The sequence below is a fragment of the Mycobacterium simulans genome (genome assembly GCF_900232995.1).
Lineage (GTDB): Bacteria > Actinomycetota > Actinomycetes > Mycobacteriales > Mycobacteriaceae > Mycobacterium > Mycobacterium simulans.
The window spans coordinates 130,647-154,464 of record NZ_OCVX01000007.1 but is presented as its reverse complement, the minus strand read 5'-3'; the positions used below and the strand labels follow the sequence as shown (position 1 = coordinate 154,464).

The window sequence follows — 23,818 nt, the reverse complement described above, 5'->3', positions numbered from 1 at the left end:
TTTGGGCGTTTACCTGCGCATTTCAACATTCTGCAGCATTTGCGCATCACCCTCGCGGCACAGTCGTACATCCACCCGGTGGAGTTAGTTGCGGCGATTACGAGACCACGAGAGGCGTCGAAGGCATGCACAAATGCGCGATCCAGCGAAGCGGCGACGCCGTGCACGAGCGCCGACCTATGTCGAATTCTCAGCCATTTGATCCGGATTCGGTGATGGACGCCGTCGAATGGCTTACCGGTCAGGCTGGACTCGAGGCGTTGACGATTCGAGCGGTTGCCAGAATCACCGGGGTCCCTACGGCCGCGATTTACCAAATGTATGGGTCGCGCGAGGGTCTCATCGGTCACGCGTGGCTGCGTGCCGCGCGGCGCTTTGTCGAGCTGTTGGTCGCCTTGGTCGATGATGCCCACACCGTTGCTAACCCTCGTGACGAGGTGCTCGCGGCGGCAGAGACCTCGCTCATCTATCCCAGGCGGTATCCGGGCTCGGGAGCGTTCCGTTTGGTCGTGAGTCGCTATGAACTCGTTGACTTGGCACTACCGAGTGAAGTCACCGATCAATTGCGCTGTGTCGAAAACGAATTTCTCGAGGTCATCGCGCGACTGTCGGTCCAACTGTGGGACCGCCAGGACGCTCAGACGCTTGAAGTGATTTCAGCCTGCGTTGCCGACCTGCCCAACCGCATCCTCACCAGAAGTGCGCGATACAGCGACGGCACCTTGCGGGAGTACCTGCGCGCAGCGGTACAGGGGATCTTGGAGGTCGGCCCGCCGCCCACGGAGTCGAACTTTCCCATCGATCGAGAGCTCGTCGCCGCGGCGCTCAGAGGAGCTCGGCGCGGCTTCCCGCCGGGGCAGCGATACTGCCTAGGCAGTCGAGCGTCCGAGCGGGCGGGCTTGATGGGTCGTGGCCCATAGTGTCGGGCTCTAGGTACCGTTCGAACAAGTCCAGGACCGGGGCCGCCGTGACCCAATGAAGTCACTCAGAACGAAGCGCACCGATCAGGCCGTTCCGCTGTGCAGCGGCGCTGATTGGTGCTGTGTCAGGGCAGACCTGTGACGGGCTTGAAACCCATCGCGGGTGAACATGTTGCAATTCGGCTTCGGGGAACTTCTTCCGATCCTTCCCAACGGTGGTGTAGCAATGAATTAGTGGCATGAGCCAACTACTAGAGCATGGTGTATCGAGGAGTGAGCCCATGACGACAGCCAAGCGGATTCCCAACCTGCCCCGCGGGTTCGATTTCACCGACCCGGACATCTACGCCGAACGGTTGCCGGTAGCGGAGCTCGCCGAGATGCGTCGAACCGCGCCGATCTGGTGGAACGAGCAGCCGGTCGGCAGGGGTGGCTTCGATGACGGCGGCTTCTGGGTGGTGTCCAAGCACAAGGACGTCAAAGAGGTCTCATTGCGCAGCGATATCTTTTCCAGCCTGCAGAAGACCGCATTGCCACGCTACAAAGACGGCACCGTTGGCGAGCACATCGAAAGGGGCAAGTTCGTCCTGCTCAACATGGATGCTCCGCAGCACACCCGGCTGCGCAAGATCATCTCGCGGGGCTTCACTCCCCGCGCCGTCGAGCGGTTGCGCGGTGACCTGAGTGAACGTGCGCGGCGCATCGTCGAGCTAGCGGCCGCTGAAGGTTCCGGTGACTTCGTCGAACAGGTGTCCTGTGAATTGCCGTTGCAAGCAATCGCCGGGTTGCTGGGTGTACCGCAAGAGGACCGCATGAAGCTCTTCCACTGGTCGAACGAGATGGTGGGCGACCAAGATCCCGAGTTCGCCAGCAATGACGCGACGGCCGCCTCGGTGGAACTGATTATGTATGCCATGCAAATGGCCGCGGACCGGGCCAAGAACCCAGGGGACGACATCGTCACCAAGTTGGTCGAGGCCGACATCGACGGTCACAAGCTCTCCGAAGACGAGTTCGGCTTCTTCGTCATTCTGCTGGCGGTCGCTGGCAACGAGACCACCCGCAACTCCATCACGCAGGGCATGATGGCCTTCACCGACTTCCCCGACCAGTGGGAGCTGTACAAGCGGGAACGCCCCGTCACCACGGCCGACGAAATTGTCCGGTGGGCGACCCCAGTCACCTCGTTCCAGCGCACTGCCCTCGAGGACTACGATCTATCCGGCGTGCAGATCAAGAAGGGTCAGCGGGTGGTGATGGTTTACCGATCCGCCAACTTCGACGAGGACGTGTTCGACGATCCATTCACCTTCAACATCCTGCGCGATCCCAATCCGCACGTGGGATTTGGCGGCACTGGCGCGCACTACTGCATCGGTGCCAACTTGGCGCGGATGACGATCGATTTGATGTTCAACGCGATCGCCGACGCGATGCCTAACCTGGAATCGATCAGCAAACCCGAGCGGCTGCGCTCCGGCTGGCTCAACGGGATCAAGCACTGGCAGGTTGACTATCACAGCAATGGGGCAGCCAAATGCCCTGTCGCACACTAGGGCACGTGTGACCACCCATAGAGCCGCCCAGATCCAGTCGGCTGGTGCACCGTTAGAGGTTGTCGAGGTCGCGACTCGCTCACCTGGCCGCGACGAGGTGCGTGTAGCGGTGTCCGCGTGTGGCGTATGCGGCACTGACCGCCATTTTGCCCAAGGTGGCTTTCCGGGCATGTCGTGGCCGTTGACCCTCGGGCACGAGATCGCCGGAACCGTAGCCGAACTCGGCGAATGGGTCGATGATTTCGTGGTTGGTGATCGCGTCGCCGTCGGGTGGTTCGGCGGTAACTGCAACCACTGCGACTGCTGCCGCAAAGGCATTTTCATCCACTGCTCGAACATGAAAGTGCCGAGCTGGCAGTATCCCGGCGGTTATGCCGAGGCGGTAACGGTTCCGGCAAATGCGTTGGCCCGCATTCCTGCCGAACTGTCCGACACAGAAGCCGCCCCGATGGGCTGCGCCGGTGTCACGACGTACAACGCGCTGCGTCACACAAAGGCCTTACCCGGCGATCGTGTCGCGGTTCTCGGTGTCGGCGGCCTCGGCCATCTTGGGGTGCAGTTCGCCGCCGCGATGGGCTTCGAGACCATTGCGATCGCTCGCGGTGCCGCTAAGGCTGAGGATGCCCGGAAACTGGGCGCCCATCACTACATCGATTCCACCAGCGGTGACGTAGCCGACGCACTGCGGGCCTTGGGCGGTGCCGCGGTCGTGCTGGCCACTGCTGGGAACGCGGCGGCGATGGCCGACACGATCGGTGGGTTACTGCCGCAAGGTGAACTGGTCGCGATCGGTGTCACGGCAGATCCCTTGCCGATCAGTCCTGTGCAGCTGATAAATCCGGGGCTCAGTGTTGTCGGCCATCCCTCTGGGACTGCGAAAGATATCGAAGACACAATGCATTTCGCGGTCGTGTCCGGTGTGCGGGCGTGGATCGAGAAGCTGCCGTTGTCGCAGGCGGCCGACGGCTACGCGGCAATGGAGCAGGGGCGGTCACGCTACCGCACCGTTCTGACGATGTGATTACAGTCGGTCTGTGACCGACACCTGGATTTTGGACGAATCCGACGGCGAGTTGATTGTTCGGACCGATGTTAGCGGCAGGGCTGCGCGAATGGGCCATCGGCTTACCATCGCAATGAGGCGGTGGCGGGCCACGGTGAGCTGGGTGGGGGATGAACCCACTACGGGAGAGCTTGCGGTCGAGGTGAGTTCGTTGGAGGTGCTGCGCGGCGAAGGTGGCGTCAAAAGCCTGTCCGGGCCCGAGAAGGTCTTGGTTCGGTCGAATGCGCTGAGATCGCTTGACGCGGGTCGTTATCCCGCTATCCGCTTCACCGCGGAGGCCTTCGACAAAACCGCCGACGGATACCGCCTAACCGGCAAATTAGACATCCGGAAACGCTCACGCGAACACGTAATCGATGTGCGCACAGACGATCTCGGTGACTCGTGGCGCATGACTGCGGAGTCTGCCGTCCGCCAGTCCGATTACGACGTCAAGCCGTACTCGCTGTTGATGGGTTCGCTGCACGTCGCCGACGAAGTCATCGTGTCCTTTAACGCAATTCGCGCCAAGGACGGCACAAGCCCAACCCGAATTCAAACCTGACCGCTGATGACTACTCCGGTGGCCGCCCGCCGATCTCGCCGTACGTGCCAGGGATGTGTTCGAGCACCCTGGTCAATATGAGGCCATTGGTCGGATCCGTCCGGGGCGCAACGGAGCCTGGGGTCTCCTCCGCAGTGGACTCCGTGAGCTGTTCGCCGGCGGTCAGCCGGACGGGTTCGTGCTGCGCTGGGGGTTGGGGGGCTGCCGCGGGAATACGTGGCCGAGCCGATGCCGGCGGTGCAATGGCGGTAGCCGCGGCTTCTGCGACAGGAGGCGCCGGTTTGTGCACCACGGGTCTTGGCGTTCCGGGATCTTTGTCTGGAGCCAGTTGAAGACCCACGGCCAGGGACAGGGAGGCGACGAAGGTTACTGCAGCGGCGGCCAACGTGGTCGCAGCTCCGGTGTAGGACAGTCGCCGAGCCCGCGCGGCCACATCGACGGGCTCACTGATATCGGCCACCAGTTGCGCATCGGTGAACTCGGTGCTTTGCGCTGCCGCCAGGGCCGCACCCCGCGCGACCGTCACCTGCGCCATCGTTTGTGCGAAAACCGGCACTGGCAAAGCCTTTTCGAGTTGCCAGGAAAGGTCGCTGACGTCACGGTCGGAACCGACCACAACCACCCCGGCGGGATGCCATGCACTATGGTCAAACATTCCCGTCAGCCAGGAAGTCAGTCCGTTAAAGCCGCCACGCACATGCTTGACGGCCGTTTGTGTCTCGCCGTCGTGGGTGTCGACCATGACGACGGTGGCCCACTCGTGCTCGAGAATGCACACCGCGGTTTGCTCGTAGCCGATGACGGGTGCGATGGCCCGCGCCAGAGTTTCCACGGCATCGAGCATCCGAATCGGAACGACGTTGTCGAAACCGGCGTCGGTGAGTGCCTCCAGCAGCAGTGCCGCCTGCGCCGACGCTTCGTCGTTCCAGGTGACGCCAATGACACGCAGCCGATGATCGCCCGCGGTGGCCACTTCCCTGGCGCGCAATACCTCCGCCGCCACCTGCTGCGCGGTGCGGACGGCGCGTACCCCATGACCGCCGTGCAGTTCCAGTTCGTGATGGTCCAGGATGGTGCCGTCTGCGCCGTGTCCTTCTGCAAGTACCCACCCGACTGTGGTCGGCGTGACTGACAGCCCAAGTACCGTATCCAAAATCTCGCACCTCATTCAGTCCCGGACCCTCGACGCCCTCCACCAGTCCCATGGCGCACCTCAAAGCCCAGGTGCGGTGGGACGTGAGCGCCGGAACGGACCGGGAATAGCGTGGTCTCCGTCGGCTTACTTCGAGCGAGCCTACGCGGTCGACGCGAGTTCGGCTTCCTCGGTGTCGTTACCAAACGGAAACCAGCAGGTGGCCTCACCGAAATTGACCCGGATCGGCAAACCGGCCGTCGGAGGTTCCAAGTGCGTAACGCGTGCATAACGCTTGGCGTGTGCGCCGTTTGGCCGGTCTGGGCGGGGGCTATAACGAATGCGGCACAACCGCCGCGGCCCCCATAGCACAGTTGCTATATCCACGTCGGTAACCGATACCGAAACGAAACGAGTTCGCGTCCAGATCGACATTTGACCTACTCGCGCGGTAAGTTCTGCCGGGGGCACCACACATAAGGAACTAAGGGGCACACGTATGACAGAGGTGAGCGGGAAGATACGGGCCTGGGGCCGCCGACTTCTGGTCGGCGCAGCCGCCGCTGCCACACTGCCGGGTCTGGTCGGACTTGCCGGCGGAGCCGCGACCGCGGGAGCGTTCTCCCGTCCGGGTCTGCCGGTTGAGTACCTGCAGGTGCCTTCCGCGGCGATGGGTCGCAGCATCAAGGTCCAATTCCAGAGCGGCGGGGATAACTCACCTGCGGTCTACCTGCTCGACGGCCTTCGTGCCCAAGACGACTACAACGGCTGGGACATCAACACCCCGGCGTTCGAGTGGTACTACCAGTCGGGCCTGTCGGTCATCATGCCCGTCGGCGGGCAGTCCAGCTTCTACAGTGACTGGTACAGCCCCGCTTGCGGCAAGGCCGGCTGCCAGACCTACAAGTGGGAAACCTTCCTGACCAGCGAGCTGCCTCAATGGCTGTCGGCCAACCGGAGCGTCAAGTCCACCGGCAGCGCCGCGGTCGGTATCTCGATGGCCGGCTCGTCGGCACTGATCCTGGCCGCCTACCACCCCGGGCAGTTCGTCTACGCCGGCTCGCTGTCGGCCCTGATGGACCCCTCCCAGGGGATGGGTCCCTCGCTGATCGGCCTGGCGATGGGCGACGCCGGTGGCTACAAGGCCTCGGACATGTGGGGCCCGTCGAGTGACCCGGCATGGGCGCGTAACGACCCCACGATCCAGATCCCGAGGTTGGTCTCCAACAACACCCGGCTCTGGGTCTACTGCGGTAACGGCACCCCGTCGGAGTTGGGCGGTGCCAACGTGCCCGCCGAGTTCCTGGAGAACTTCGTGCGCAGCAGCAACCTGAAGTTCCAGGATGCCTACAACGCCGCCGGCGGCCATAACGCGGTGTTCAACTTCGACTCCAACGGAACGCACAGCTGGGAGTACTGGGGCGCTCAGCTCAACGCCATGAAGGGTGACCTGCAGAGCTCACTGGGCGCTCGCTGACAAGGGTCTAACCCACTGCACCCCCGCTACTGCGCTTGACGGCCGATTCAATGGACCGTCAAGCGCAGTAGCGCATTAGCGAGCTTTACCGGGTCCTAACGGGCCCTGTGAACTCCCCCGTGATGTCGGTCCACGCGCTGGTGTCGCCGCGGTGATCGTTCATGTTGCGGCACTCGCCGTACACACGCATCACCCCTAGGCTCGGGTTATCGCTGTGGCGGTACACAATTGCCGTGACGGCGTCCTTGGAAAGGGTCCTGCCGAACACGTGCTGGGTTGGCGGTAGGCCCTCCGTCCAGCCGTGCGCAACCAGAGCCGCGGCGATCTCCCTAAAGTAAGCGTCGGTGGGTGCATCGGTCGGCGGCTCGAACGTCAGGTGGATCGCGCCTTGGTAGGGAGGGCTTTCCTGGTCCGTGCACGACATGAGTAGATAACCGGCGGTCGTGGTCCGCAGTCCGGCGACGATGACGATTTGTTTGGCCGACTCGATGACTTGAGACTTGGTCTGATCGTCGGTGGCCGGCCCATGAGGATGCCCGAGGGAGTCAGTGGCTGACGGATGGACCCTGGTTACCACCAGGAAAGCTGCGCCCAGGATCAGCGAGACCGCTAGCGCGGCAGAAATCACCGGCCGCACTCCCGGTGTGCGTAACGATGCGGCGCTCTTGCCATCGTGCCAGGTCATCAGCGGGCGTCGACACTTCCCGCGACGCGCGTCATTTCGTGGCCGCGCCACCAAGACATTTGACTTTCATGCACTCTGTACGTAACTTCCGTACTGTGAGTTTGTAAGTTAGTGCAAAGGATAGTTGAGATGGCACAGGTGGCGCTGTCACAGGCAACGATTGACTACCGAGTATTGGGGCCGGCCGACTCACCACACCCCCCGGTGCTATTTGTCCACGGGATCCTTGTCGACGAACGTCTGTGGGAGCGTGTCGCAGAAGGGCTTGCTCGCAAGGGGTTTCGTTGTATCCTGCCGACCTGGCCGTTGGGCTCGCACACCATCCCCGTGAACGACGGTGCCGACCTTTCCCCGCGCGGAATTGCCGCGATGATCCACGAATTTATGGTCGCCCTCGACCTCTCCGAGGTGACCCTGGTCGGCAACGACACCGGTGGAGGTCTGTGCCAGCTCGTTATCGACGCCTATCCTGACCGAATCGCGCGCTTGGTGCTCACCAATTGCGACGCATTCGACAGGTTCCCGCCGTTCCCGTTCACCGTCGTCTTTGCGGTGCTGCGCGGTCCGAGATCCATCAAGGCATTGTTCGCAATGCTGCGATGGAAGTGGGTCCGGCATTCTCCGCTTGGCTTCGGACTGCTGCTCAACGAGCCGAACCCTGAACTTACGGCCGCGTGGATCCAGCCCTGCCGTAAGGACGCTCGTATCTGCGGTGATCTCGCGACACTGCTACGGCACGTCGCCGCCACCGATCTGACCGACGTGTCGACGCGGTTCCCGCAATTTGGCAAGCCGGTCACGCTGGTATGGGGGATGCGCGACCGATGCTTCACCCCATCGCTGGCCAGACGGATGGCGGCCTTGTTCCCGAACTCCACCATGATCGAGGTACCCGGAGCGAAAACATTTGTCGCCTTGGATGATCCGACGCCGGTGATCGACGCGATCGAGACCGTCAACGTGCATAGCCGTTGACGCGCTGCCGTAACAGACATCCGCGGTCGAGCTCGATCCCGACCGCGTCCGGCAAGGCTCGCGGTCGGCAATCAAGGCCCTGAACGATAAGATTTTCTCTCAGATTGCGCTTAATTGGAGTTTGCTGAACTCGCCGCGATGCGCTCGCCAGCTCGAGAGAGCGAGCCGCGAAACGGTGCGGGCGCGCGGCTTCGACAACCTGTATCAACGGGTCCTGGAAGCCGCGGCCCGGTCGCACTGCCAGGCTCCGCCGCCCGCCTGATCGGCTCGGCTGAATGCCGTTTGCGCCAATCTCAAAGTGATTGATAACCGATCTCACATTTTTTTCCTATCGGTAACGCTTTGACTACGCCCGGCGAAATGCCGGACATGACGAACATCGCAAAGCCCCTCATCAAGTCCGCCATGGCCGCGGGTTTCATCGCGACGGGGCTGTCGCTATCCACCGGTGTCGCGGACGCCGATGTCATGAACTGGGAAGCCGTCGCCGAGTGCGAGTCCGGCGGCGACTGGCGCGCTAACACCGGCAATGGCGCCTACGGAGGTCTGCAGTTCAAGCAAGCCACGTGGGAGGAATACGGTGGTGTCGGGAACCCGGCAAATGCCTCTAAGCAGGAACAAATCGCTGTAGCCAACCGAGTTCTGGCCGGCCAGGGGCCCGCCGCATGGCCGAAGTGCGCCAGCGCCGGCGGCCTGCCACCCGTGCCCGTGGTGTTGCCCAAGCCGGTACGTCAACTGGAGCAGACCGTCCTTGGGATCCTCGGGATATTCACGCCCAAACAGTGAATATCGGCGACTGGTCTGGTTTCGTTACAGTGAACGTGTTTGGATTCTCCTATGGAGGGTTCAGCGACAGTTCATATGGCGGCGCCAGCGGACAAGATCTGGGAATTAATCGCAGATATTAGAAATACCGGACGGTTCTCACCGGAAACCTTCGAGGCCGAGTGGCTCGGTGAGTCGACCGGCCCCGAGCTCGGCGCCCGGTTCCGCGGACACGTCCGGCGCAACGGGATCGGGCCGGTCTACTGGACGACCTGCGAGGTCACCGCGTGCGAGCCGGGCCGGGAGTTCGGATTTGCTGCGATGCTCGGCGACAAACCGGTGAACAACTGGCACTACCGGTTGACGCCTGCCGGTGACGGCACCGATGTGACCGAGTCATTTCGGCTGACTCCGTCTGTGCTGACGACCGTGTACTACTGGGTGTTCGGGGGGTGGTTACGACAGCGCAATAACATCCGCGACATGAACAAGACGCTGCAGCGCATCAAGGATGTGGTCGAAGCAGGCTGAGGGGCGGCTTCGAGCACATCGATGAAGACGATATTCATCACCGGTGCGGGCAGTGGAATGGGCCGTGAAGGCGCAAAGCTGTTCCACGCCAAGGGCTGGCGAGTGGGCGCGATAGACCGCTACGAGGACGGTCTCGAATCGCTGAGTGCGCAGCTTGGCCCAGGGTTGTGGACCCGCGTCGTCGACGTGACGGACAAGGTCGCGCTCGATCACGGCCTCGCTGATTTTTGTGCCGGCCATGTCGGTGGCGGACTCGACATGATGTGGAACAACGCTGGCATCGGCGAGGGCGGCTGGTTCGAGGACGTGCCTTACGAGGCTGCGATGCGCGTCGTTGACGTGAACTTCAAGGCTGTACTGACCGGGGCCTATGGCGCGCTCCCCTACCTCAAGAAAGCGCCCGGAAGTCTGATGTTCTCGACGTCATCGTCGTCGGGCACGTACGGCATGCCACGCCTCGCCGTCTACTCGGCGACCAAGCATGCGGTCAAGGGGTTGACCGAGGCATTGAGTGTGGAATGGCAGCGGCACGGCGTGCGGGTTGCCGACGTGCTACCGGGCCTGATCGACACCGCGATTCTCACTTCGACGCCCCAGCACTCCGAGAAGGACGCGGAGCCGATTTCGGCCGAGGAACTTCGCGTGACCGCACCCAAGAGGGGCATGTTCCGCCTGATGCCCGCGGCCAGCGTGGCCGAGGTGGCGTGGCAGGCATACCACCACCCGACGCGGTTGCATTGGTATGTACCGCGAAGCATCCGCTGGATCGACCGGCTCAAGGGCATCAGCCCCGAGTTTGTTCGGAGTCGCATCCTTAAAGCGCTACCGAGGCTGGACCCAATACGGCAGTAATGTTTCCTCCACGATGCGAAGGCCGAACATGGAGGTGGCTCGTGGACAAGCGCTTGGTCACGGTGGCAGGAGCCGCACTTGTCGTCGTCGGCATATCGGGGTGTGCACAAACCCAGACCGTGCCTCGAAAGGCCGCGCGCCTGACCATCGACGGCAATAGCCACACAACACGTCCACCGGCATGCAGTCAGGAGCAGTCGTATCGGACGATTGACATCCGGGACCATGACGGCCAAGTCCAAGCGGTCGTCTTGCTCAGCGGTGACCGGGTGATCCCTCAGTGGGTGAAGATCCACAACGTCGACGGGTTCAACGGCAGCTTCTGGCAAGGCGGGGTGGGCGACGCTCATGTCAACCTCGCCAACCACACCTACACAATCACCGGAAGCGCGTATGGAATCAACAACAGCAATCCCAATAAGGTCGTGACAACAGACTTCCAGATCATCGCTGACTGCTGACGCTTCGAACTATTGGGCCAGCCGATCGATGGAGGAGCGGTGAAGGACAGACTGCACTGGTTCGCGATGCACGGAGTCATCCGTGGTTTAGCAGTAATCGCGATGCGGCGAGGCGACTTGCAGGCAAGGCTTATCGCCGACCCTGCGGTCGCCGTGGACCCGGTGCCCTTTTACGACGAAGTGCGCAGCCATGGCCGCCTTATACGGGCTCGCGCCAACTATTTGACCGCCGATTATCGACTCAGCCACGAACTGTTGCGATCGGACGATTTCCGTGTCATCTCCTTCGGTGAGAATCTGGCGACACCGCTTCGCTGGCTGGAGCGCCGCACCCGAGATGGGCAACTCCATCCGTTGCGACCGCCGTCATTGCTGGCGGTTGAGCCGCCCGATCACACGCGTTACCGCAAGACGGTATCGGCGGTGTTCACCTCGCGGGCGGTTGCCGCACTACGCGATCGCGTGGAACAAACTGCGATCAGCCTCTTGGATCGGCTCGCGGATCAGCCCGGTGTTGTTGACGTTGTTGGGCGATATTGTTCGCAACTTCCGATCGCGGTCATCAGCGACATCTTGGGAGTACCGAACTATGACCGGCGACGCGTCCTGGAATTCGGTGAACTGGGTGCACCGAGTCTGGATATCGGGGTGCCTTATCGGCAGTATCAGCGCATGCAGCGGGGCATAACGGGATTTAACGCTTGGCTCGCAGCGCATCTGGGGCAATTGCGACGTGTTCCCGGCGACGACCTGATGAGCCAATTGATCCGGACGGCCGAAAGCGGGAGTGCCGAAACATATCTCGATGAGACCGAACTTCAGGCGATTGCCGGGCTGGTGTTGGTAGCCGGTTTCGAGACCACAGTGAACTTGTTGGGCAACGGAATTCGCATGTTGCTTGATGCGCCCGAGCAACTCGACAAACTGCGACAGCGCCCGGAGCTGTGGCCGAACGCGGTGGAAGAAATCCTGCGGCTGGATTCGCCGGTCCAGATCAGTGCGCGAGTGGCACGCAGGGACGTCGAGGTAGCCGGCACGGTGGTCAAACGCGGCGAGTTAGTAGTGATCTACCTGGCCGCGGCCAACCGCGATCCGGCCGTGTTCCCAGATCCGCACCGCTTCGAGATCGAACGCCCCAATGCGGGAAAGCATCTCGCCTTCTCCACCGGCCGCCACTTCTGCCTCGGGGCCGCGCTCGCCCGCGCCGAGGGCGAGGTCGGTCTACGAACCTTCTTCGACCGCTTCCCTGACGTACGGTCAGCAGGCGTCGGAAGCAGGCGCGATACCCGGGTGCTGCGTGGTTGGTCGACACTTCCGGTGATCCTCGGGCCGGCGCGGTCGATGGTTGCTCCGTGACGCGCTCGCGCCGCACGCGCCGTGACGCGCTCGCGCTAGAGGGTTACACCTCAATGCGCGACCCCATGACCACCGTGCGGTCTAGCGGCAGCCCGAAGTATTCGGCGGCGTCGGCGGTGGTCACGATGATCATCACGGACCAGAAGATCAACGACACGACCCCGTACACGTTGTCGGGGCTGATCGGTATCGGATGAGGGTCACTGGGGTTGAAGACGGTCTGGATGGGTAGATCGGGCTGGTACCAATGTCGCCGAACACCACACCGAGCGCGCCTACGATGATCGCCGGGCGAAACCTTCCGGAATATGTGTGCACGGCGAGGGTCCTCGTTTCGTGACCGGATGCGGTGTGGGTGGTAGCGACGCGGCGGACCTGATCGTACTGCGCGGCCGCCGGTCGGGCTGGTTGACACCAGTGGCGTGAGAGGGTGTCATAACGACTGTGGCAGAAGATTCGACGTTAGCGGTTCGGGATGCGGTGCTGGGCCTATGGCAGGCACTTTCGCGACGAGACTGGGACACGGTCAAGACGTTCCTGTCCGACGACTGCCTCTACGTCGACATGCCCGTTCCCGCGTTGGCGGCACGCGGCCCGGACAACATCCTGAAACGGCTCAAGATCGGGCTGGAGCCGTTGGCCGGCTATGAAAACCACGACGGTCTGCTGATATCCGATGGTCCCGACGTAATGTACGAGCATTCGGAGACCTGGACGTTCAGGACGGGCGAGCGAGGTGTCCTGAGGTTCGTAACGGTGCACAAGGTCATCGACGGCAAAGTTACGCTGTGGAAAGACTATTGGGACATGGCCAGCCTGACCAGTTTCGCGCCTCCCAACCACTTCGAGGGCTTGGAGAATGTTGATACCAGCTGGATTTTTGACGCGACGGGCGTGATTTAGGCAGCCGTGATGGCGCGGGCGGCCTATGCGGGTTTGCGCCGGGCGCACCTCAATGCGGTACAGGCCCACATGTCCGACCACATTGCTCGGCTGGAATGGTCGCGTCGGCAGATTTCGGACTACCAGAACCAGCGCCTGCGGGCACTGCTCGGCTACGCAATGCACCGCTCGCCTTTTCACGCTCGGCGACTGCGCGGCCTCGACGCGTCCCGCGCTTCGGTCGCCGATCTGGCGTCCCTTCCGATGATGACCAAACAGGACGCCCAGGAGCACTGGGACGACATCGTCACAGCTGACCTTGATCGCGACCGCGCCGAAGGCATTCTTGCTGAGCAGCAATGGTTTTCGTATGCCGCGGGCGATCTGCAGGTGTTCAGCTCGGGGGGCTCCAGCGGGGTACGCGGTGTCTACGTATGGGATTGGCAGTTCTTTGTTTCGGCGGCTTGCCTTGCCTGGCGAATGCAGGCGCGCGAAGAACGGCGCGACCCGAGGGTGTTGAACCCCGCGCGGCTTGCCGTGCTATCGGCCGGTGTCCCACCGCATGCCAGCACCCCGCTGTTCGACGTGCCTACCGCTCCGAACATGGAGACGGTGGTGATTGCCGCGGGTGCACCGTTTGATGAGGTGCTCGCCGCGGTGGTGGCAGCACAGCCCACCCATCTGGTGGGTTATCCGTCGGTGATCGGCCGCCTGGCGCGGGCGGCGCTGGCCGGCAAGCTCCGAATCGACCCGGTACGGATTAGCACCAACTCGGAACCGTTACTCGAGGAGGACCGACGGGCAATTGCCCAGGCTTGGGATGCCGTCGTCCATAACCTTTGGGGGTCAACCGAAATCGGTGTACAGGCGGTCGGTTGCGGACGCGGCGCGGGACTGCACGTGTGCGAGGACGAGGTCATCCTCGAGCGTCTCGACGACAATGGCAACCCGGTCGGCCCCGACCAGCCGGCGGCCCGCACGCTCGCCACCGGACTGGCTAACCGAACGTTCCCGTTCATCCGCTACGACCTTGGCGATCAAGTCACCCCGCTGGCGGGCGGCTGCGCGTGCGGCAGCGCCTTCGCGCGCGTCGCCGACATCGGTGGACGTCGCGACGACGACTTCCGCTACGGGGAAACGACGGTGCCCGCGACGGCGTTTCGCCACGTACTGGGTACCGATCGACACGTATCGGAATACCAGGTCACCCAGACCGCGACCGGCGCGGACATCCTGGTCATCGGCTGTCCCGATCTCGATGCATTGACCGCGTCGCTGATTTCCGCGCTGCGCCGCTATGGACTGCCGGAGCCAACAATCCAGATCCGGGTCGCCGAAAGCTTGCAACGCCACCAGGCCAGCGGGAAGCTGCGCCGATTCGTTCCCCTCTAATCGGTCGTCCTGGCAAGGCGGTAGATGCGGGCGGCATTGCGGTGGGCCATCAGGTCGACGACCCGGATGGCGTCGGCTTCGCTCCAGTCGCCGCTGTCCACGAACCCGCCCAGGACGCGGTGAATACCGTTGCGCCACAAGGCTGCACCAAGAAAATGCAGTTCGGCGGGCCCGAAACCGTCCGATGAGTACAGGATCTTGCGGAAGGGTGCCATCTCCAGCAGACGGGCGATGAAGGCGGGTCCCCGAGCCCCGAGATAGTTCACGCTCAACCCGCAGTCGAGATAGACGTTGTTGAAGGCCTGGGCCAGATAGCCAGCTTCGCGCTCGTAGGGATAGCAGTGCAGTAACACGATCGGGGTGTTTCCCGAATGGCGAAGAAAGGCAAGCAGGTACAGCGGATTCGTCTTGTGCAGGTCGCAGTCCCGGTCGCCAAAGCCGACGTGGAGTTGCAGCGGCTTGCCAAGACGTAGCGCCTGGTGCAGCCCGAAGCGCAGCAACACTCGATCGTGCAATCGGGTCGACCCTTGGTCCCGCCACCGCGCGGCGGCCTCGGCGACCTGTGACGCTGGCGGCTCGATCAGATCGCCTTCGAATCCGCCCCGGTACGCCAGGATGGACTTGGTGCCGACCGCTGTGGTCATCCGACTGCGCAGGATCTCTTCGAATGCCGACGCATAGTCGCCAGGTGCCTGTGCGGCGCGCTCGGCCACTTGCTCGAGCCGAACGACCTCGAAAGCGCGGCCTCCGGACAATTCGCTCAACGTGGCGACATCTGCGGTCGCATTGCCGATTCCGGTGTCGACCAGCCAATCGGATACGCCGGCGGCTCTCAGGAAAAGTCGGGCCACTTCGACTTCGCCAAGTTCACTGCGGCGATCCCAATATACTTGCGGGTCAACGTGTCTGGGCAGTCCCAGGACCGGAGCGCAGTGATTGCGGACCGAAAAGCCCAACTGTGAGTCGAATCCGGAGTCGAAGTCCGCAAGGGGTTCGGTGTTGGCCTCGTTCAGCGCGTTCTCAAACCGCGGCCGCTCCCCCGCCGACAACCAGCATCCGTGGACGTGCTGGTCGATCAACGCCACTTCATCGATGTGTCGGGCCAGCGCCGAGGAGTCAGACACTTCCAACGCGACCCGTCACAGGCTCCACGCCATGCGGAACTGGTCGGCTAGGTGCTCGGGACCGAAATCGCCGTAACGCTCATGTTCCAGACGGCGGACTGCTACCACAATGTCGACGATGGGATCTCCGAGAATGCCCCGCAGTAAATCCGAATTATCCAGCGCGGCAATCGCGTCGGCCTGGGATTTGGACAACCCTACGATGCCGGTGCGGGCACGGTCGGCGTCCGAAAGCTTTGCCGGATCGATTGTCGTTTCCGGCGGTAACGCTGCTTTGTGCTTGATACCGTCGAGCGCCAGCCCGAGGATGGTCGCTGACGCCAGGTACGGGTTGGCTGATGGGTCGATCACCTTCACTTCGACGTTGCCGCCACGCAGGCTGCCCGGGCCGTCCTCAACGAATCGTATTGCCGCTTCCCGGTTTTCGGTGCCCCAACACGCGTAGGCGCCAGCCCAGTTGCCGGGCCGCATCCGCAAGCCGGACACGATCGATCCGCACAGGATGCCCTGTGCCCCCGGCAGTCCCCGAAGCACCCCTGTCACCGCAGCTTCCCCGGCCGGCGTCATGCCGTGTGCACCCGTGCCGCCGGAAAACAGCGGCCCTTCTGGAGTAGACAATGAGATGTGTTGGTGGGCACCGGATCCGACTTCACCGGCAAATGGTGCCGGTGACAGGCTGACGCGCACTCCGTGGCGGCGGGCGGCGCGACCGATGATGATTCGGGTAAGTACCAACTGGTCGGCGGCGGCCACCGGCGCCAACGGTGCCAACGAGAGCTCGAACTGGTTGGCCCCATACTCGGGATGGAACTGCTCGATCGCAACCCCGGCCGTCGATGCTGCGGTGATGACATCACGGACGAACGCTTCGTGCTCGAGCACACCGGCAAGGCCGTACTGCGCCCACATCGTCGAGGGCAGTCGGCCACCGTTCGCGTCGACCAGAAGGAACTCGATTTCGTGGCCGACCATCGCGTCAAAGCCGGCTTCAGCAAGTGCGGTCTCGATCCGGCTGAGGGTTCCGCGACCGCACATGGGAACGGGTGTGCCGTCTTGTTCGAAGAACGCGCCGGGCGCCCACGCCAACCCGTCGCCGATAATGCGCAGCGCTGACAGGTCGATACGGATGCGCTGATCGCCAACTGCACCTACATCATCGGTGATTGCGATGCCGCTGTGGTCGATCGCGAAAGCATGCCACGCGGGGCTGGCCCCGAGGCCGGGGTCGGCGAATGTGTTGGTCCGGCGTATCGGCACGGTCTTGGCGTGAGTGAGCCCGGCGGGGTTCACGACGGTGCCAATGACGGTGTCCACGCCCTCGGCCTCCAACTGGGCGATCGCCGCGGCGGCGAGCGGTGTGGCGGTCAAAGCAGCTAGCCGCGGCTCGGCAGGGTCAGCTTGCACGCCTGGCCGATATCCAGCGTCCGCAGCACCCGTCCCATGCCCACCCAGAGGGCGCACGACAAGGCCAGGTCGGCGAGCAATTCGTCGGAAAAGTGTTCGCTGCAGCGGCGCCAGAAGTCTTCGTCGTCGCGCAGCACCGTGTGTTCGGTGGCAAACCGGTGCGCGAATTCGGCCGCCAGCCGCTCCTGTTCGCTATAGCCCTGCCAAGTACGCCATTGCGTCGCATGCTCGTACAGCTCTTCAGGGACATCCACGTCGCCGCCGTCGGCATCTGCAAAGCGGGTATTGGCGCACACGACGCATTCGTTGTCGCTGGCGATCACCGCACGCGCGAGCTCACGCGTGCGCGGTGGCAGTCGGTTCTTGCTGTAGACCGCGTGGCTGAAATTGGCGAGTGCGCCGCCCAGTTCGGGGGATTTTAAGACCCACCCGGCCACGTCGTCGTCGGCGAATGTTCCGATTCGGCTCATGGCGAGATGCTACGCCCGCGCGACCCGTCGCCGCTGAGACCCTCAGCCGGAATAGCCGCAGTTGGTGCGTCGTCGCCCCAGTCCCGCTGGACGAGAACGCGATAAGCGACACGTCCCAGGGCGGCTTCGACTGCGCGTCGGTCGGGGCGCCCGTCGAAGCCGGGTGCTCGAGCCAATCTTTCCATGATCCAGCCCAGCAGCAACGAGTACACATAGTCGACCTGTTGGACCCCGGCCGGGGTCAGCCACATGCGGTCTCCGTCGCGCACCACGTAGCCGGAGGCGACCAAACTGGCGAACGTGGGTTCCAAGACCTCGAAGGGAACCCGGAGGTAGTTGCCGATATCGGTGAGCCTGGCCGTCCCAAAGAACTGCCCGAACCGGTTGATGCGCAACACTGCCCATAGCCCCGCCACGTCAAGCCGGCAGTCGGGTCGCATTGCGATGCTGCGCAGTCGCACACCGGGATCCCCGCGCAGCATGCGTGCGATCGCGTTCTCCAGCAACCGTTCCGGGGTGTCGGTGCTTGGCATCCCGAAGCCGTCGCCCAGGTCGACCGCGCTGTTGTGGATATCCCGGAGCGGTACCTCACGCAAGAACAGCGCCAAAATGAACCCGACCGCTGCCACCGGAGCCGCCCATAGAAACACCTGCGACAGCGACTCGGCATAAGCCTGCACGATCGGCGCGGCTACGGCAGCGGGTTGCCGGTGCAGCCCGGCGGGAGAACTGACCGCTTCGGCGGATGCGCCACTGGACGCCACCGCCGGGCCCAGTCTCTCGTTGAGGAAGTTGCTGAATAGCGAACCGAAGATGGCGGCGCCGAACGAACTACCGATCGTGCGGAAGAACGTCACACCCGAGGTCGCCACACCCAGGTCTTCGAAGTTCGACGTGTTTTGCACGATCAGGACCAGCACCTGCATGGACAGGCCGATGCCGGCACCCAGGACAAGGAGGAACAGCGACTGAACCAGGGCCGAGGTCGTTGGGTCCATGCGCGACATCAGCAGAAACGCGACCGCCATCAATGTCGTCCCGGCCACCGGAAAGATCTTGTACCGGCCGGTGCGGCCAACCAGCGTGCCACAGCCAGTTGAGGTGACCAGCATGCCGAAAACCATCGGCAGTGTGCGCAAACCCGAGGTGGTTGCCGACACGCCGTCGACGTACTGCATATATGTCGGCAAGAAGGTCATTGCGCCGAGCATCGCGAAACCCACGACGAAGGCCAGCACACAGCACACGGTGAAGACCGGGCTACGGAAGAGTCGCATTGGCAGGATCGGTTCGGACGCCCGGTTTTCCACCCACACGAACACCACCAAGGCCGCCGCGGCGCCGACAAACAGCCCGATGATCGTCGCCGAATCCCACGGATATAGGGTGCCTCCCCAGCTGGTGGCCACAGTCAGGCCCGCCGCACCGAGGCCCACAAACACAATCCCGGCGTAGTCGATCACCGGTTTGGCGGACACGGCCAGTGCCGGGATTGCCGCCGCGGCGACGAAGAACACCACGACCGAAACCGGGATGTTGACCCAAAACGCCCAACGCCAGGTCAGATAGTCGGTGAAGTAGCCGCCCAGCAGCGGGCCGACGATCGTCGTGACACCGAATACCCCACCCAGAACCCCCTGATACCGACCACGCTCCCGGAGCGGGACCACCTCACCGATCAGAGCGCTGGCTGTCACGGTGATGCCGCCGCCCCCGATGCCTTGCAGCGCCCGCGCTCCTACCAGCATGACCATCGATTGCGCGAGCCCGCATAACACCGAGCCGACGACGAAGAACACCACCGCCGCCTGGAACACGCGCTTGCGGCCGAACAGATCACCCAGTTTGCCGACCAATGCGGTGACAATTGTCGAAGCCAGCAGGTAGCTGGTGACCACCCATGATTGACGGCCGGCGTCGCCCAGGTCGGCGACGATGGTCGGCAGCGCGGTCGCCACGATGGTCTGGTCCAACGCCGCGAGCAGCATGCCGAGCGCAATGGCCAGGAAGATGAAGTTGCGCCGCTGTGGGCTGATGAGTGCGCTGCTTGGGGTGGGATCGGCGGCTTGGAGCGACGGGATCGCCGATGGTGTCGCGCTCGTCATACCTGCCTTCCGGTCGGCGTCCGACGCTAACGGGTGCCCAGGTTTGCGAGCGCTATTCGGCAGCGCCTGGTACGGGTGTCAGCTCGGTGGCCGCGAGACGCATTGCGCCGAGTACAGCTCCTCGCCGAGCTTGTCCATCAGCTCCAGTTGCGTCTCCAGGTAGTCGATGTGGGATTCCTCGTCGGCCACGATCTTTTCCAGCAGGATGGCGCTGGTGCTGTCGTGTTTTTCGCGGCACATGATGATTCCTGGCTTAAGACGGTCGAGCACCTCGTATTCGATGGCCAGGTCGGCCTCGAACTGTTCGCGCAGCGTCTGGCCGATGCGTACCGAGAACAGACGCTGGTAGTTCGGCAGCCCGTCCAGCAACAAGATGCGATCGGTGATCGCCTCGGCGTGCCGCATTTCGTCGAAGGACTCGGCGCGGGTGTGCTCCGCTAGTTCGGTAAAGCCCCAGTTGTCTTGCATTTTGGAATGCAAAAAATACTGGTTGATAGCGGTGAGCTCGCTGGTCAATTGCTCGTTGAGTAGGCGCAAAACATCCGGATCACCTTGCATGAGCACTCCTACGGTGTGAAGGATGGCATGTCTGACCGCAACAGGTGGGCTGGGCTGGAGCGCCACCATGCTGGGGTTTTGCAGCACCTTTGGGTGCCGCGTCTAAATCTAGTGCAGTAACTAGGGGTCGGCGCGTGTTTGTTGCGCCCTCCGCGCGTCACGCCGACGCAACGCGTCGGCCGCGTGTCAGTAGCTTAGGTTAGACTCCACTAACCTACTTAGGTTAGACTCCACTAATATGCGACGTTGGTCTCCGGCAGGCATCCCGATGATGCGGGCTGCGATGCGCAAGCGTGTGGCAGGGGTTTGCTGATGTACGTGTGCCTGTGCGTCGGAGCCACCAATCAGACCGTGTGTGACGCCGTGGCGCGGGGCGCGTCGACCTCCAAAGAAATCGCCGCTGCGTGCGGGGCCGGCGGGGACTGTGGACGCTGCCGTCGGACGCTGCGGGCAATTATCGCCGCCGTCCAACTCGACGCAGTCGCGGCGCCTTAGCGACGCCGTTCGCTGAAATCCGCCAGAGCCGCGGTATTGGCCTGCGTGCCCATAAGCTCGGCGAAGTGCGCATTTTCCCGCGCGGTCGCGGCCGCGATCTCGGGTCGCATGGGTTCGACGATCGTATGTTTGACGGCCATCAGGCTCGCAATGGGACGGGCGGCAAGGATTTCGGCATGTCGACGGGCCTCGGGCAACAGCGCATCGGGATCGCAGACACGCCACACCAGCCCCATGCGCAGGGCATCCAGGGCGTCAATCCATTCCGAGGACATCAATAACCAGGCAGCGTTTTGCCGACCAACCAGTTGTGGCAGCAGGTACGAAGACGCCGCTTCGGGTGCCACACCCAAGCTGGTGAATGGGCACTTCAGACGCGCCGTCGAAGACATGAACGCCAGGTCTGCGTAGCCGAGGATCGTGGTGCCAATCCCCACTCCGAGGCCGTTCACGGCGCAGATCAACGGCTTGGGGAAACTGCGTAGCGCGTCGATCAGCCCGCGAAACCCGTACCTCCCTTCGGTGAAGTCTGGGTCGGTGATTCGCGCCTGCATTTCGGCGAGGTCGGTGCCCGCGCTGAAGGCGCGTCCGGTGCCAGTCAGCAACACCACGGCGACCTGAGGATCATCGGCCGCATCCAACAGGGCTTGGGCGGTGGCGTCGTAAAGAGCTTCGTTGAACGCGTTCAGCGCCTCGGGCCGATTCAATGTCAGGGTGCGTACGCGGTTTTCGTCGTCGATGAGCAGCGTCACAGGTTGCCAACCTACCGGCGAGCAGACACAAAATCGCCCTGGACCGCGCGTTCCAGGGCGATTTTGTGTCTGCTCGCCGGGCTAGCCGTTGCTATAGACCCGGGGGGGCGCGATCAACACCACGGCCCGCCGCTCGGCGGCCATCACCCGGTCGTACTCGTCCCAGTCGTCATGCGTGCCGCCCGCAGCGGTGAAGACCTCGCGAAGCAGCAGCCGGAACTGGTCCGCGTCGGCCAGCCACGGTTGGGCATCGTCAGGGCCCACCAGCTGCGCGCGGCCTTCAACGGTCGCCCATTGCCATCCGTTGCGGAATGTGACGGCCAGTTGCGGCCGAGCCCGCAGGTTGGCGAGTTTGACCCTTCCATAGGTGGTGAACCCGAGCACCGGTTCGCCCTCGGCAGGGTGCGGCAACAGGCCGACATTGACCAGTGAAGCCTGAACGGTTCCGTCGGCGCGAACCGTGGAAACCACCGCCAGACCACTTTCTGCCGCGGCCAGCGCCGTAGCTTCATTCAGCGTTGTCATACGCGGTCCTCACATTCAGCGAAAGGTGTTTTAAACACGTAACGGCTGGTTGGAACGGTGTCGATGTTCTCGTTGGCACCGAATGCAGTTGTGCTGGCGACCATCCGGCTGAGCCGGTGCTGCAGGTCGTTGTCGTCGGCGGCGCCGAAAAAGGCCTTGATATCGGTGATCGCCTCCGCGGGGAACAACTCTTCGACGATGCCCGCGATTCCCGGCGCGTCCGGGGTGAGGCCTCGTACCACCCAGTTCTGGGTGTAGCCGAATGTCGACTGTGTCTCGATCGCTACCGGCGTGTGGTCACGTTGCCAGCGGTTCAGCCAGGTCGACCGGTCGAGGCCGCTGGGCCGGCGCAACAGCGCGATGTTGGCCAAACCCGGTGTGCGAGCGCCGAATTCGAGTGTCGGGCCGGCCAGTGGTACCGATTCGGTCACCAAGTAGGCGGCGAACTGCTCACATTCCGCGCTGAGCAGGCGCAGCGCCTCCGCGGTCTGCTCGCCGTAGCATTGCTGGGTCCACAGGCTGACCACCGCGGCCACCGGCGGATTCAACGTAGTCAATGTCATCAAGGAGTGGCGCACCGCGCCGTCACGAACATTGATCGATAGCCCGGGAACACCCAGTCCCAACAGAGCGTCGGCGACCGGACCCCGCTGTCGGGCGCACCACTCGTCATCCGGCTCGGCCCGCATCAGCACGGCGATTACCTTCTCCATAAGGCCGAACTTAACCCGCGCACCTTGCCGATGCCCCGGCTGTTATTTGACCAGCCGCACTCGCTCTTGAGCACTGATCAGTTCGCCGATGATCCCGGCGAGCCGCCGGTAGGGCTGATCGCGACCGCTGGAAGTCCGATACACCAGGCCGATCCGCCGTCCCGGGCACGGCGCGGCAAATTGCGCGAGCCCGACGCGGCTGCGCGCGGCCTCGACGGGCACCGCGCTCTGCGGTATCAGCGTCACCCCCAATCCGCCAATTACGCATTGCACGGCGGTTGCCAGCGAAGCTGCCCGGGTGTCGGCAAGTTCGGCCCGTACACCGGCCTTATGGCACACGTCGAGAGCCTGATCCCGTAAGCAATGGCCTTCGTCCAGCAAGAGCAGCGGCAAGTCCGCCAACGCCGCAACTGGCACCCGACGCTTGCCGGACAGCGGATGTGCCGGGGGCAGTGCCAGTACGAAATCCTCTTCGTAGATCGGGACTTCGGTGAAGCCGTTGGCGTCGGCGGGCAACGCGATCAGGGCCGCGTCCAATGCCCCTTCCCGCAGAATCGCGAGTAGCCGTTCGGTCTGGTCTTCGATCACCCGCACACTCAGAGACGGCAGCCGACGTGCCAGTCCGGCCAAGACGGTCGGCAGTACGTATGGGGCCACGGTGGGAATCAATCCCAACCGCATGGTGCCCTGCAGTGGATCCGATACCCCCGCGGCGGCGGCAGTGAATGCGTCCGCCGCCTCGATCACAGCACGGGCGAACGGCAGAAGTTGTTTGCCCTCTGGCGTCAAGAAGACACGCCGCGTCGATCGCTCGGCGAGGTGGGTGTCCAGGCCGGCTTCCAGTGCCGCCAACGCCTGCGACAACGTCGACTGGCTGATGCCGAGAGTGGCTGCCGCACTGCCGAAATGCTGTTTTTCACCTACCGCGGCGAACGCGCGAAGCCCGGCAAGGGTCGGCTGATAAGTCTTATCGGTCATACCTATTAGTATAGTGGGACATATCACCTTTACCTCACAGTCAAATGCAGGCACCATGGTGGCGAGCGACCAAGAGCTGTGTGTTGAAAGTCAAATGAGGAGA

General features: G+C 63.3%; 26 protein-coding genes and 1 pseudogene. 15 read left to right on the top strand and 12 right to left on the bottom strand.

Features of this window, described 5'->3' with window-relative positions; genetic code table 11:
• Window positions 1–179: 179 nt before the first annotated feature.
• The 4 genes from MSIMFI_RS22845 (at window position 180) to MSIMFI_RS22830 (ending at window position 4,083) form a co-directional block, all read left to right on the top strand.
• Complete coding sequence (locus MSIMFI_RS22845) at window positions 180–920, top strand: TetR family transcriptional regulator (RefSeq protein WP_191499284.1); 741 nt, start codon at window positions 180–182, stop codon at window positions 918–920.
• A gap of 281 nt (window positions 921–1,201) precedes the next feature.
• Window positions 1,202–2,476 (top strand): cytochrome P450, encoded by a 1,275-nt coding sequence (locus MSIMFI_RS22840; protein WP_191499283.1) that lies wholly within the window; start codon window positions 1,202–1,204, stop codon window positions 2,474–2,476.
• A gap of 7 nt (window positions 2,477–2,483) precedes the next feature.
• Window positions 2,484–3,497, top strand: a complete 1,014-nt coding sequence (locus MSIMFI_RS22835; protein ID WP_191499282.1) for an alcohol dehydrogenase catalytic domain-containing protein — start codon at window positions 2,484–2,486, stop codon at window positions 3,495–3,497.
• 13 nt (window positions 3,498–3,510) lie between these two features.
• Complete coding sequence (locus MSIMFI_RS22830) at window positions 3,511–4,083, top strand: YceI family protein (RefSeq protein ID WP_191499281.1); 573 nt, start codon at window positions 3,511–3,513, stop codon at window positions 4,081–4,083.
• Between the two features lie 10 nt (window positions 4,084–4,093).
• Here the strand turns inward: MSIMFI_RS22830 and MSIMFI_RS22825 are convergent, their stop codons facing one another.
• On the bottom strand, window positions 4,094–5,236 hold the full coding sequence (locus MSIMFI_RS22825; RefSeq protein ID WP_191499280.1) for a DUF7159 family protein: 1,143 nt from the start codon (window positions 5,234–5,236) through the stop codon (window positions 4,094–4,096).
• A 478-nt stretch (window positions 5,237–5,714) separates the two neighbouring features.
• Here MSIMFI_RS22825 and ag85B point away from each other — a divergent pair, with 478 nt between their 5' ends.
• Complete coding sequence (ag85B, locus tag MSIMFI_RS22820; RefSeq protein ID WP_191499279.1) at window positions 5,715–6,692, top strand: diacylglycerol acyltransferase/mycolyltransferase Ag85B; 978 nt, start codon at window positions 5,715–5,717, stop codon at window positions 6,690–6,692.
• Window positions 6,693–6,777: 85 nt separating this feature from the next.
• On the opposite strand, the gene MSIMFI_RS22815 is transcribed toward ag85B, so the two are convergent.
• Window positions 6,778–7,377: a hypothetical protein gene (locus tag MSIMFI_RS22815; RefSeq protein WP_191499278.1), complete on the bottom strand. Its 600-nt coding sequence runs from the start codon at window positions 7,375–7,377 to the stop codon at window positions 6,778–6,780.
• Between the two features lie 129 nt (window positions 7,378–7,506).
• Between MSIMFI_RS22815 and MSIMFI_RS22810 the strand changes: the two genes are divergently transcribed.
• From MSIMFI_RS22810 to MSIMFI_RS22780, 7 genes are all read left to right on the top strand, one after another.
• Window positions 7,507–8,352, top strand: a complete 846-nt coding sequence (locus MSIMFI_RS22810; protein WP_191499277.1) for an alpha/beta fold hydrolase — start codon at window positions 7,507–7,509, stop codon at window positions 8,350–8,352.
• Between the two features lie 369 nt (window positions 8,353–8,721).
• Entirely contained in the window at window positions 8,722–9,138 is a 417-nt protein-coding gene (locus MSIMFI_RS22805; RefSeq protein WP_186243307.1) for a transglycosylase family protein, read from the top strand.
• Between the two features lie 51 nt (window positions 9,139–9,189).
• Window positions 9,190–9,648: an SRPBCC family protein gene (locus tag MSIMFI_RS22800; RefSeq protein WP_191499801.1), complete on the top strand. Its 459-nt coding sequence runs from the start codon at window positions 9,190–9,192 to the stop codon at window positions 9,646–9,648.
• 21 nt (window positions 9,649–9,669) lie between these two features.
• Entirely contained in the window at window positions 9,670–10,500 is an 831-nt protein-coding gene (locus MSIMFI_RS22795) for an SDR family oxidoreductase (protein WP_191499276.1), read from the top strand.
• Window positions 10,501–10,541: 41 nt separating this feature from the next.
• A complete protein-coding gene (locus MSIMFI_RS22790; protein WP_224770383.1) occupies window positions 10,542–10,961 on the top strand; it encodes a lipoprotein LpqH in 420 nt (139 codons plus the stop codon).
• Between the two features lie 39 nt (window positions 10,962–11,000).
• Window positions 11,001–12,317 carry a cytochrome P450 gene (locus MSIMFI_RS22785; protein ID WP_191499274.1) on the top strand — a complete coding sequence of 439 codons (1,317 nt, stop codon included), beginning with the start codon at window positions 11,001–11,003 and terminating at the stop codon, window positions 12,315–12,317.
• The gene (locus MSIMFI_RS22780) at window positions 12,314–12,514 is read left to right on the top strand and encodes a hypothetical protein (RefSeq protein WP_191499273.1); all 201 of its coding nucleotides are present in this window, start codon (window positions 12,314–12,316) and stop codon (window positions 12,512–12,514) included. The genes MSIMFI_RS22785 and MSIMFI_RS22780 overlap by 4 nt, the downstream gene beginning before the upstream one ends.
• Here MSIMFI_RS22780 and MSIMFI_RS28485 read toward each other — a convergent pair.
• Window positions 12,436–12,635, bottom strand: a pseudogene (locus MSIMFI_RS28485) (KUP/HAK/KT family potassium transporter); the annotation flags it as partial. The gene MSIMFI_RS22780 and the pseudogene MSIMFI_RS28485 sit on opposite strands and share 79 nt — an antisense overlap.
• Before the next feature lie 126 nt (window positions 12,636–12,761).
• Between MSIMFI_RS28485 and MSIMFI_RS22775 the strand changes: the two are divergent.
• Both MSIMFI_RS22775 and MSIMFI_RS22770 read left to right on the top strand, forming a co-directional pair.
• Window positions 12,762–13,220: a limonene-1,2-epoxide hydrolase family protein gene (locus MSIMFI_RS22775; protein WP_191499272.1), complete on the top strand. Its 459-nt coding sequence runs from the start codon at window positions 12,762–12,764 to the stop codon at window positions 13,218–13,220.
• Window positions 13,221–13,229: 9 nt separating this feature from the next.
• Complete coding sequence (locus MSIMFI_RS22770; RefSeq protein ID WP_191499271.1) at window positions 13,230–14,591, top strand: phenylacetate--CoA ligase family protein; 1,362 nt, start codon at window positions 13,230–13,232, stop codon at window positions 14,589–14,591.
• On the opposite strand, the gene MSIMFI_RS22765 is transcribed toward MSIMFI_RS22770, so the two are convergent.
• From MSIMFI_RS22765 to bfr, 5 genes are all read right to left on the bottom strand, one after another.
• Window positions 14,588–15,721 carry an amidohydrolase family protein gene (locus MSIMFI_RS22765; RefSeq protein ID WP_191499270.1) on the bottom strand — a complete coding sequence of 378 codons (1,134 nt, stop codon included), beginning with the start codon at window positions 15,719–15,721 and terminating at the stop codon, window positions 14,588–14,590. The two genes, MSIMFI_RS22770 and MSIMFI_RS22765, sit on opposite strands and share 4 nt — an antisense overlap.
• 9 nt (window positions 15,722–15,730) lie before the next feature.
• Window positions 15,731–17,083, bottom strand: coding sequence for a type I glutamate--ammonia ligase (locus MSIMFI_RS22760; RefSeq protein WP_191499800.1), 1,353 nt, complete (start codon window positions 17,081–17,083; stop codon window positions 15,731–15,733).
• A gap of 5 nt (window positions 17,084–17,088) precedes the next feature.
• Window positions 17,089–17,589 (bottom strand): carboxymuconolactone decarboxylase family protein, encoded by a 501-nt coding sequence (locus tag MSIMFI_RS22755; RefSeq protein ID WP_191499269.1) that lies wholly within the window; start codon window positions 17,587–17,589, stop codon window positions 17,089–17,091.
• Window positions 17,586–19,694: an MDR family MFS transporter gene (locus MSIMFI_RS22750; protein ID WP_191499268.1), complete on the bottom strand. Its 2,109-nt coding sequence runs from the start codon at window positions 19,692–19,694 to the stop codon at window positions 17,586–17,588. Before MSIMFI_RS22750 ends, MSIMFI_RS22755 begins: the two co-directional genes overlap by 4 nt.
• Window positions 19,695–19,772: 78 nt before the next feature.
• Entirely contained in the window at window positions 19,773–20,252 is a 480-nt protein-coding gene (bfr, locus tag MSIMFI_RS22745) for a bacterioferritin (protein ID WP_186245783.1), read from the bottom strand.
• Window positions 20,253–20,564: 312 nt separating this feature from the next.
• Here bfr and MSIMFI_RS22740 point away from each other — a divergent pair, with 312 nt between their 5' ends.
• Window positions 20,565–20,747 (top strand): (2Fe-2S)-binding protein, encoded by a 183-nt coding sequence (locus MSIMFI_RS22740; RefSeq protein ID WP_186245782.1) that lies wholly within the window; start codon window positions 20,565–20,567, stop codon window positions 20,745–20,747.
• Here MSIMFI_RS22740 and MSIMFI_RS22735 read toward each other — a convergent pair.
• From MSIMFI_RS22735 to MSIMFI_RS22720, 4 genes are all read right to left on the bottom strand, one after another.
• A complete protein-coding gene (locus MSIMFI_RS22735) occupies window positions 20,744–21,499 on the bottom strand; it encodes an enoyl-CoA hydratase/isomerase family protein (protein WP_191499267.1) in 756 nt (251 codons plus the stop codon). The genes MSIMFI_RS22740 and MSIMFI_RS22735 overlap by 4 nt on opposite strands.
• Window positions 21,500–21,580: 81 nt before the next feature.
• Window positions 21,581–22,024 carry a PPOX class F420-dependent oxidoreductase gene (locus MSIMFI_RS22730; RefSeq protein ID WP_191499266.1) on the bottom strand — a complete coding sequence of 148 codons (444 nt, stop codon included), beginning with the start codon at window positions 22,022–22,024 and terminating at the stop codon, window positions 21,581–21,583.
• Window positions 22,021–22,737 (bottom strand): EthD domain-containing protein, encoded by a 717-nt coding sequence (locus tag MSIMFI_RS22725; protein WP_191499265.1) that lies wholly within the window; start codon window positions 22,735–22,737, stop codon window positions 22,021–22,023. Before MSIMFI_RS22725 ends, MSIMFI_RS22730 begins: the two co-directional genes overlap by 4 nt.
• 42 nt (window positions 22,738–22,779) lie before the next feature.
• A complete protein-coding gene (locus MSIMFI_RS22720; protein WP_191499264.1) occupies window positions 22,780–23,715 on the bottom strand; it encodes a hydrogen peroxide-inducible genes activator in 936 nt (311 codons plus the stop codon).
• Between the last annotated feature and the right edge of the window lie 103 nt (window positions 23,716–23,818).

What these genes read in the sequence shown, in the direction of transcription:
- MSIMFI_RS22845 (WP_191499284.1), top strand. Translation starts at nt 180, where the DNA reads ATGTCGAATTCTCAGCCATTTGATCCGGATTCGGTGATGGACGCCGTC.
- MSIMFI_RS22840 (WP_191499283.1), top strand. Translation starts at nt 1,202, where the DNA reads ATGACGACAGCCAAGCGGATTCCCAACCTGCCCCGCGGGTTCGATTTC.
- ag85B (WP_191499279.1), top strand. Translation starts at nt 5,715, where the DNA reads ATGACAGAGGTGAGCGGGAAGATACGGGCCTGGGGCCGCCGACTTCTG.
- MSIMFI_RS22815 (WP_191499278.1), bottom strand. Translation starts at nt 7,377, where the DNA reads ATGACCTGGCACGATGGCAAGAGCGCCGCATCGTTACGCACACCGGGA.
- MSIMFI_RS22810 (WP_191499277.1), top strand. Translation starts at nt 7,507, where the DNA reads ATGGCACAGGTGGCGCTGTCACAGGCAACGATTGACTACCGAGTATTG.
- MSIMFI_RS22805 (WP_186243307.1), top strand. Translation starts at nt 8,722, where the DNA reads ATGACGAACATCGCAAAGCCCCTCATCAAGTCCGCCATGGCCGCGGGT.
- MSIMFI_RS22800 (WP_191499801.1), top strand. Translation starts at nt 9,190, where the DNA reads ATGGAGGGTTCAGCGACAGTTCATATGGCGGCGCCAGCGGACAAGATC.
- MSIMFI_RS22795 (WP_191499276.1), top strand. Translation starts at nt 9,670, where the DNA reads ATGAAGACGATATTCATCACCGGTGCGGGCAGTGGAATGGGCCGTGAA.
- MSIMFI_RS22770 (WP_191499271.1), top strand. Translation starts at nt 13,230, where the DNA reads ATGGCGCGGGCGGCCTATGCGGGTTTGCGCCGGGCGCACCTCAATGCG.
- MSIMFI_RS22755 (WP_191499269.1), bottom strand. Translation starts at nt 17,589, where the DNA reads ATGAGCCGAATCGGAACATTCGCCGACGACGACGTGGCCGGGTGGGTC.
- MSIMFI_RS22750 (WP_191499268.1), bottom strand. Translation starts at nt 19,694, where the DNA reads ATGACGAGCGCGACACCATCGGCGATCCCGTCGCTCCAAGCCGCCGAT.
- bfr (WP_186245783.1), bottom strand. Translation starts at nt 20,252, where the DNA reads ATGCAAGGTGATCCGGATGTTTTGCGCCTACTCAACGAGCAATTGACC.
- MSIMFI_RS22740 (WP_186245782.1), top strand. Translation starts at nt 20,565, where the DNA reads ATGTACGTGTGCCTGTGCGTCGGAGCCACCAATCAGACCGTGTGTGAC.
- MSIMFI_RS22730 (WP_191499266.1), bottom strand. Translation starts at nt 22,024, where the DNA reads ATGACAACGCTGAATGAAGCTACGGCGCTGGCCGCGGCAGAAAGTGGT.
- MSIMFI_RS22725 (WP_191499265.1), bottom strand. Translation starts at nt 22,737, where the DNA reads ATGGAGAAGGTAATCGCCGTGCTGATGCGGGCCGAGCCGGATGACGAG.
- MSIMFI_RS22720 (WP_191499264.1), bottom strand. Translation starts at nt 23,715, where the DNA reads ATGACCGATAAGACTTATCAGCCGACCCTTGCCGGGCTTCGCGCGTTC.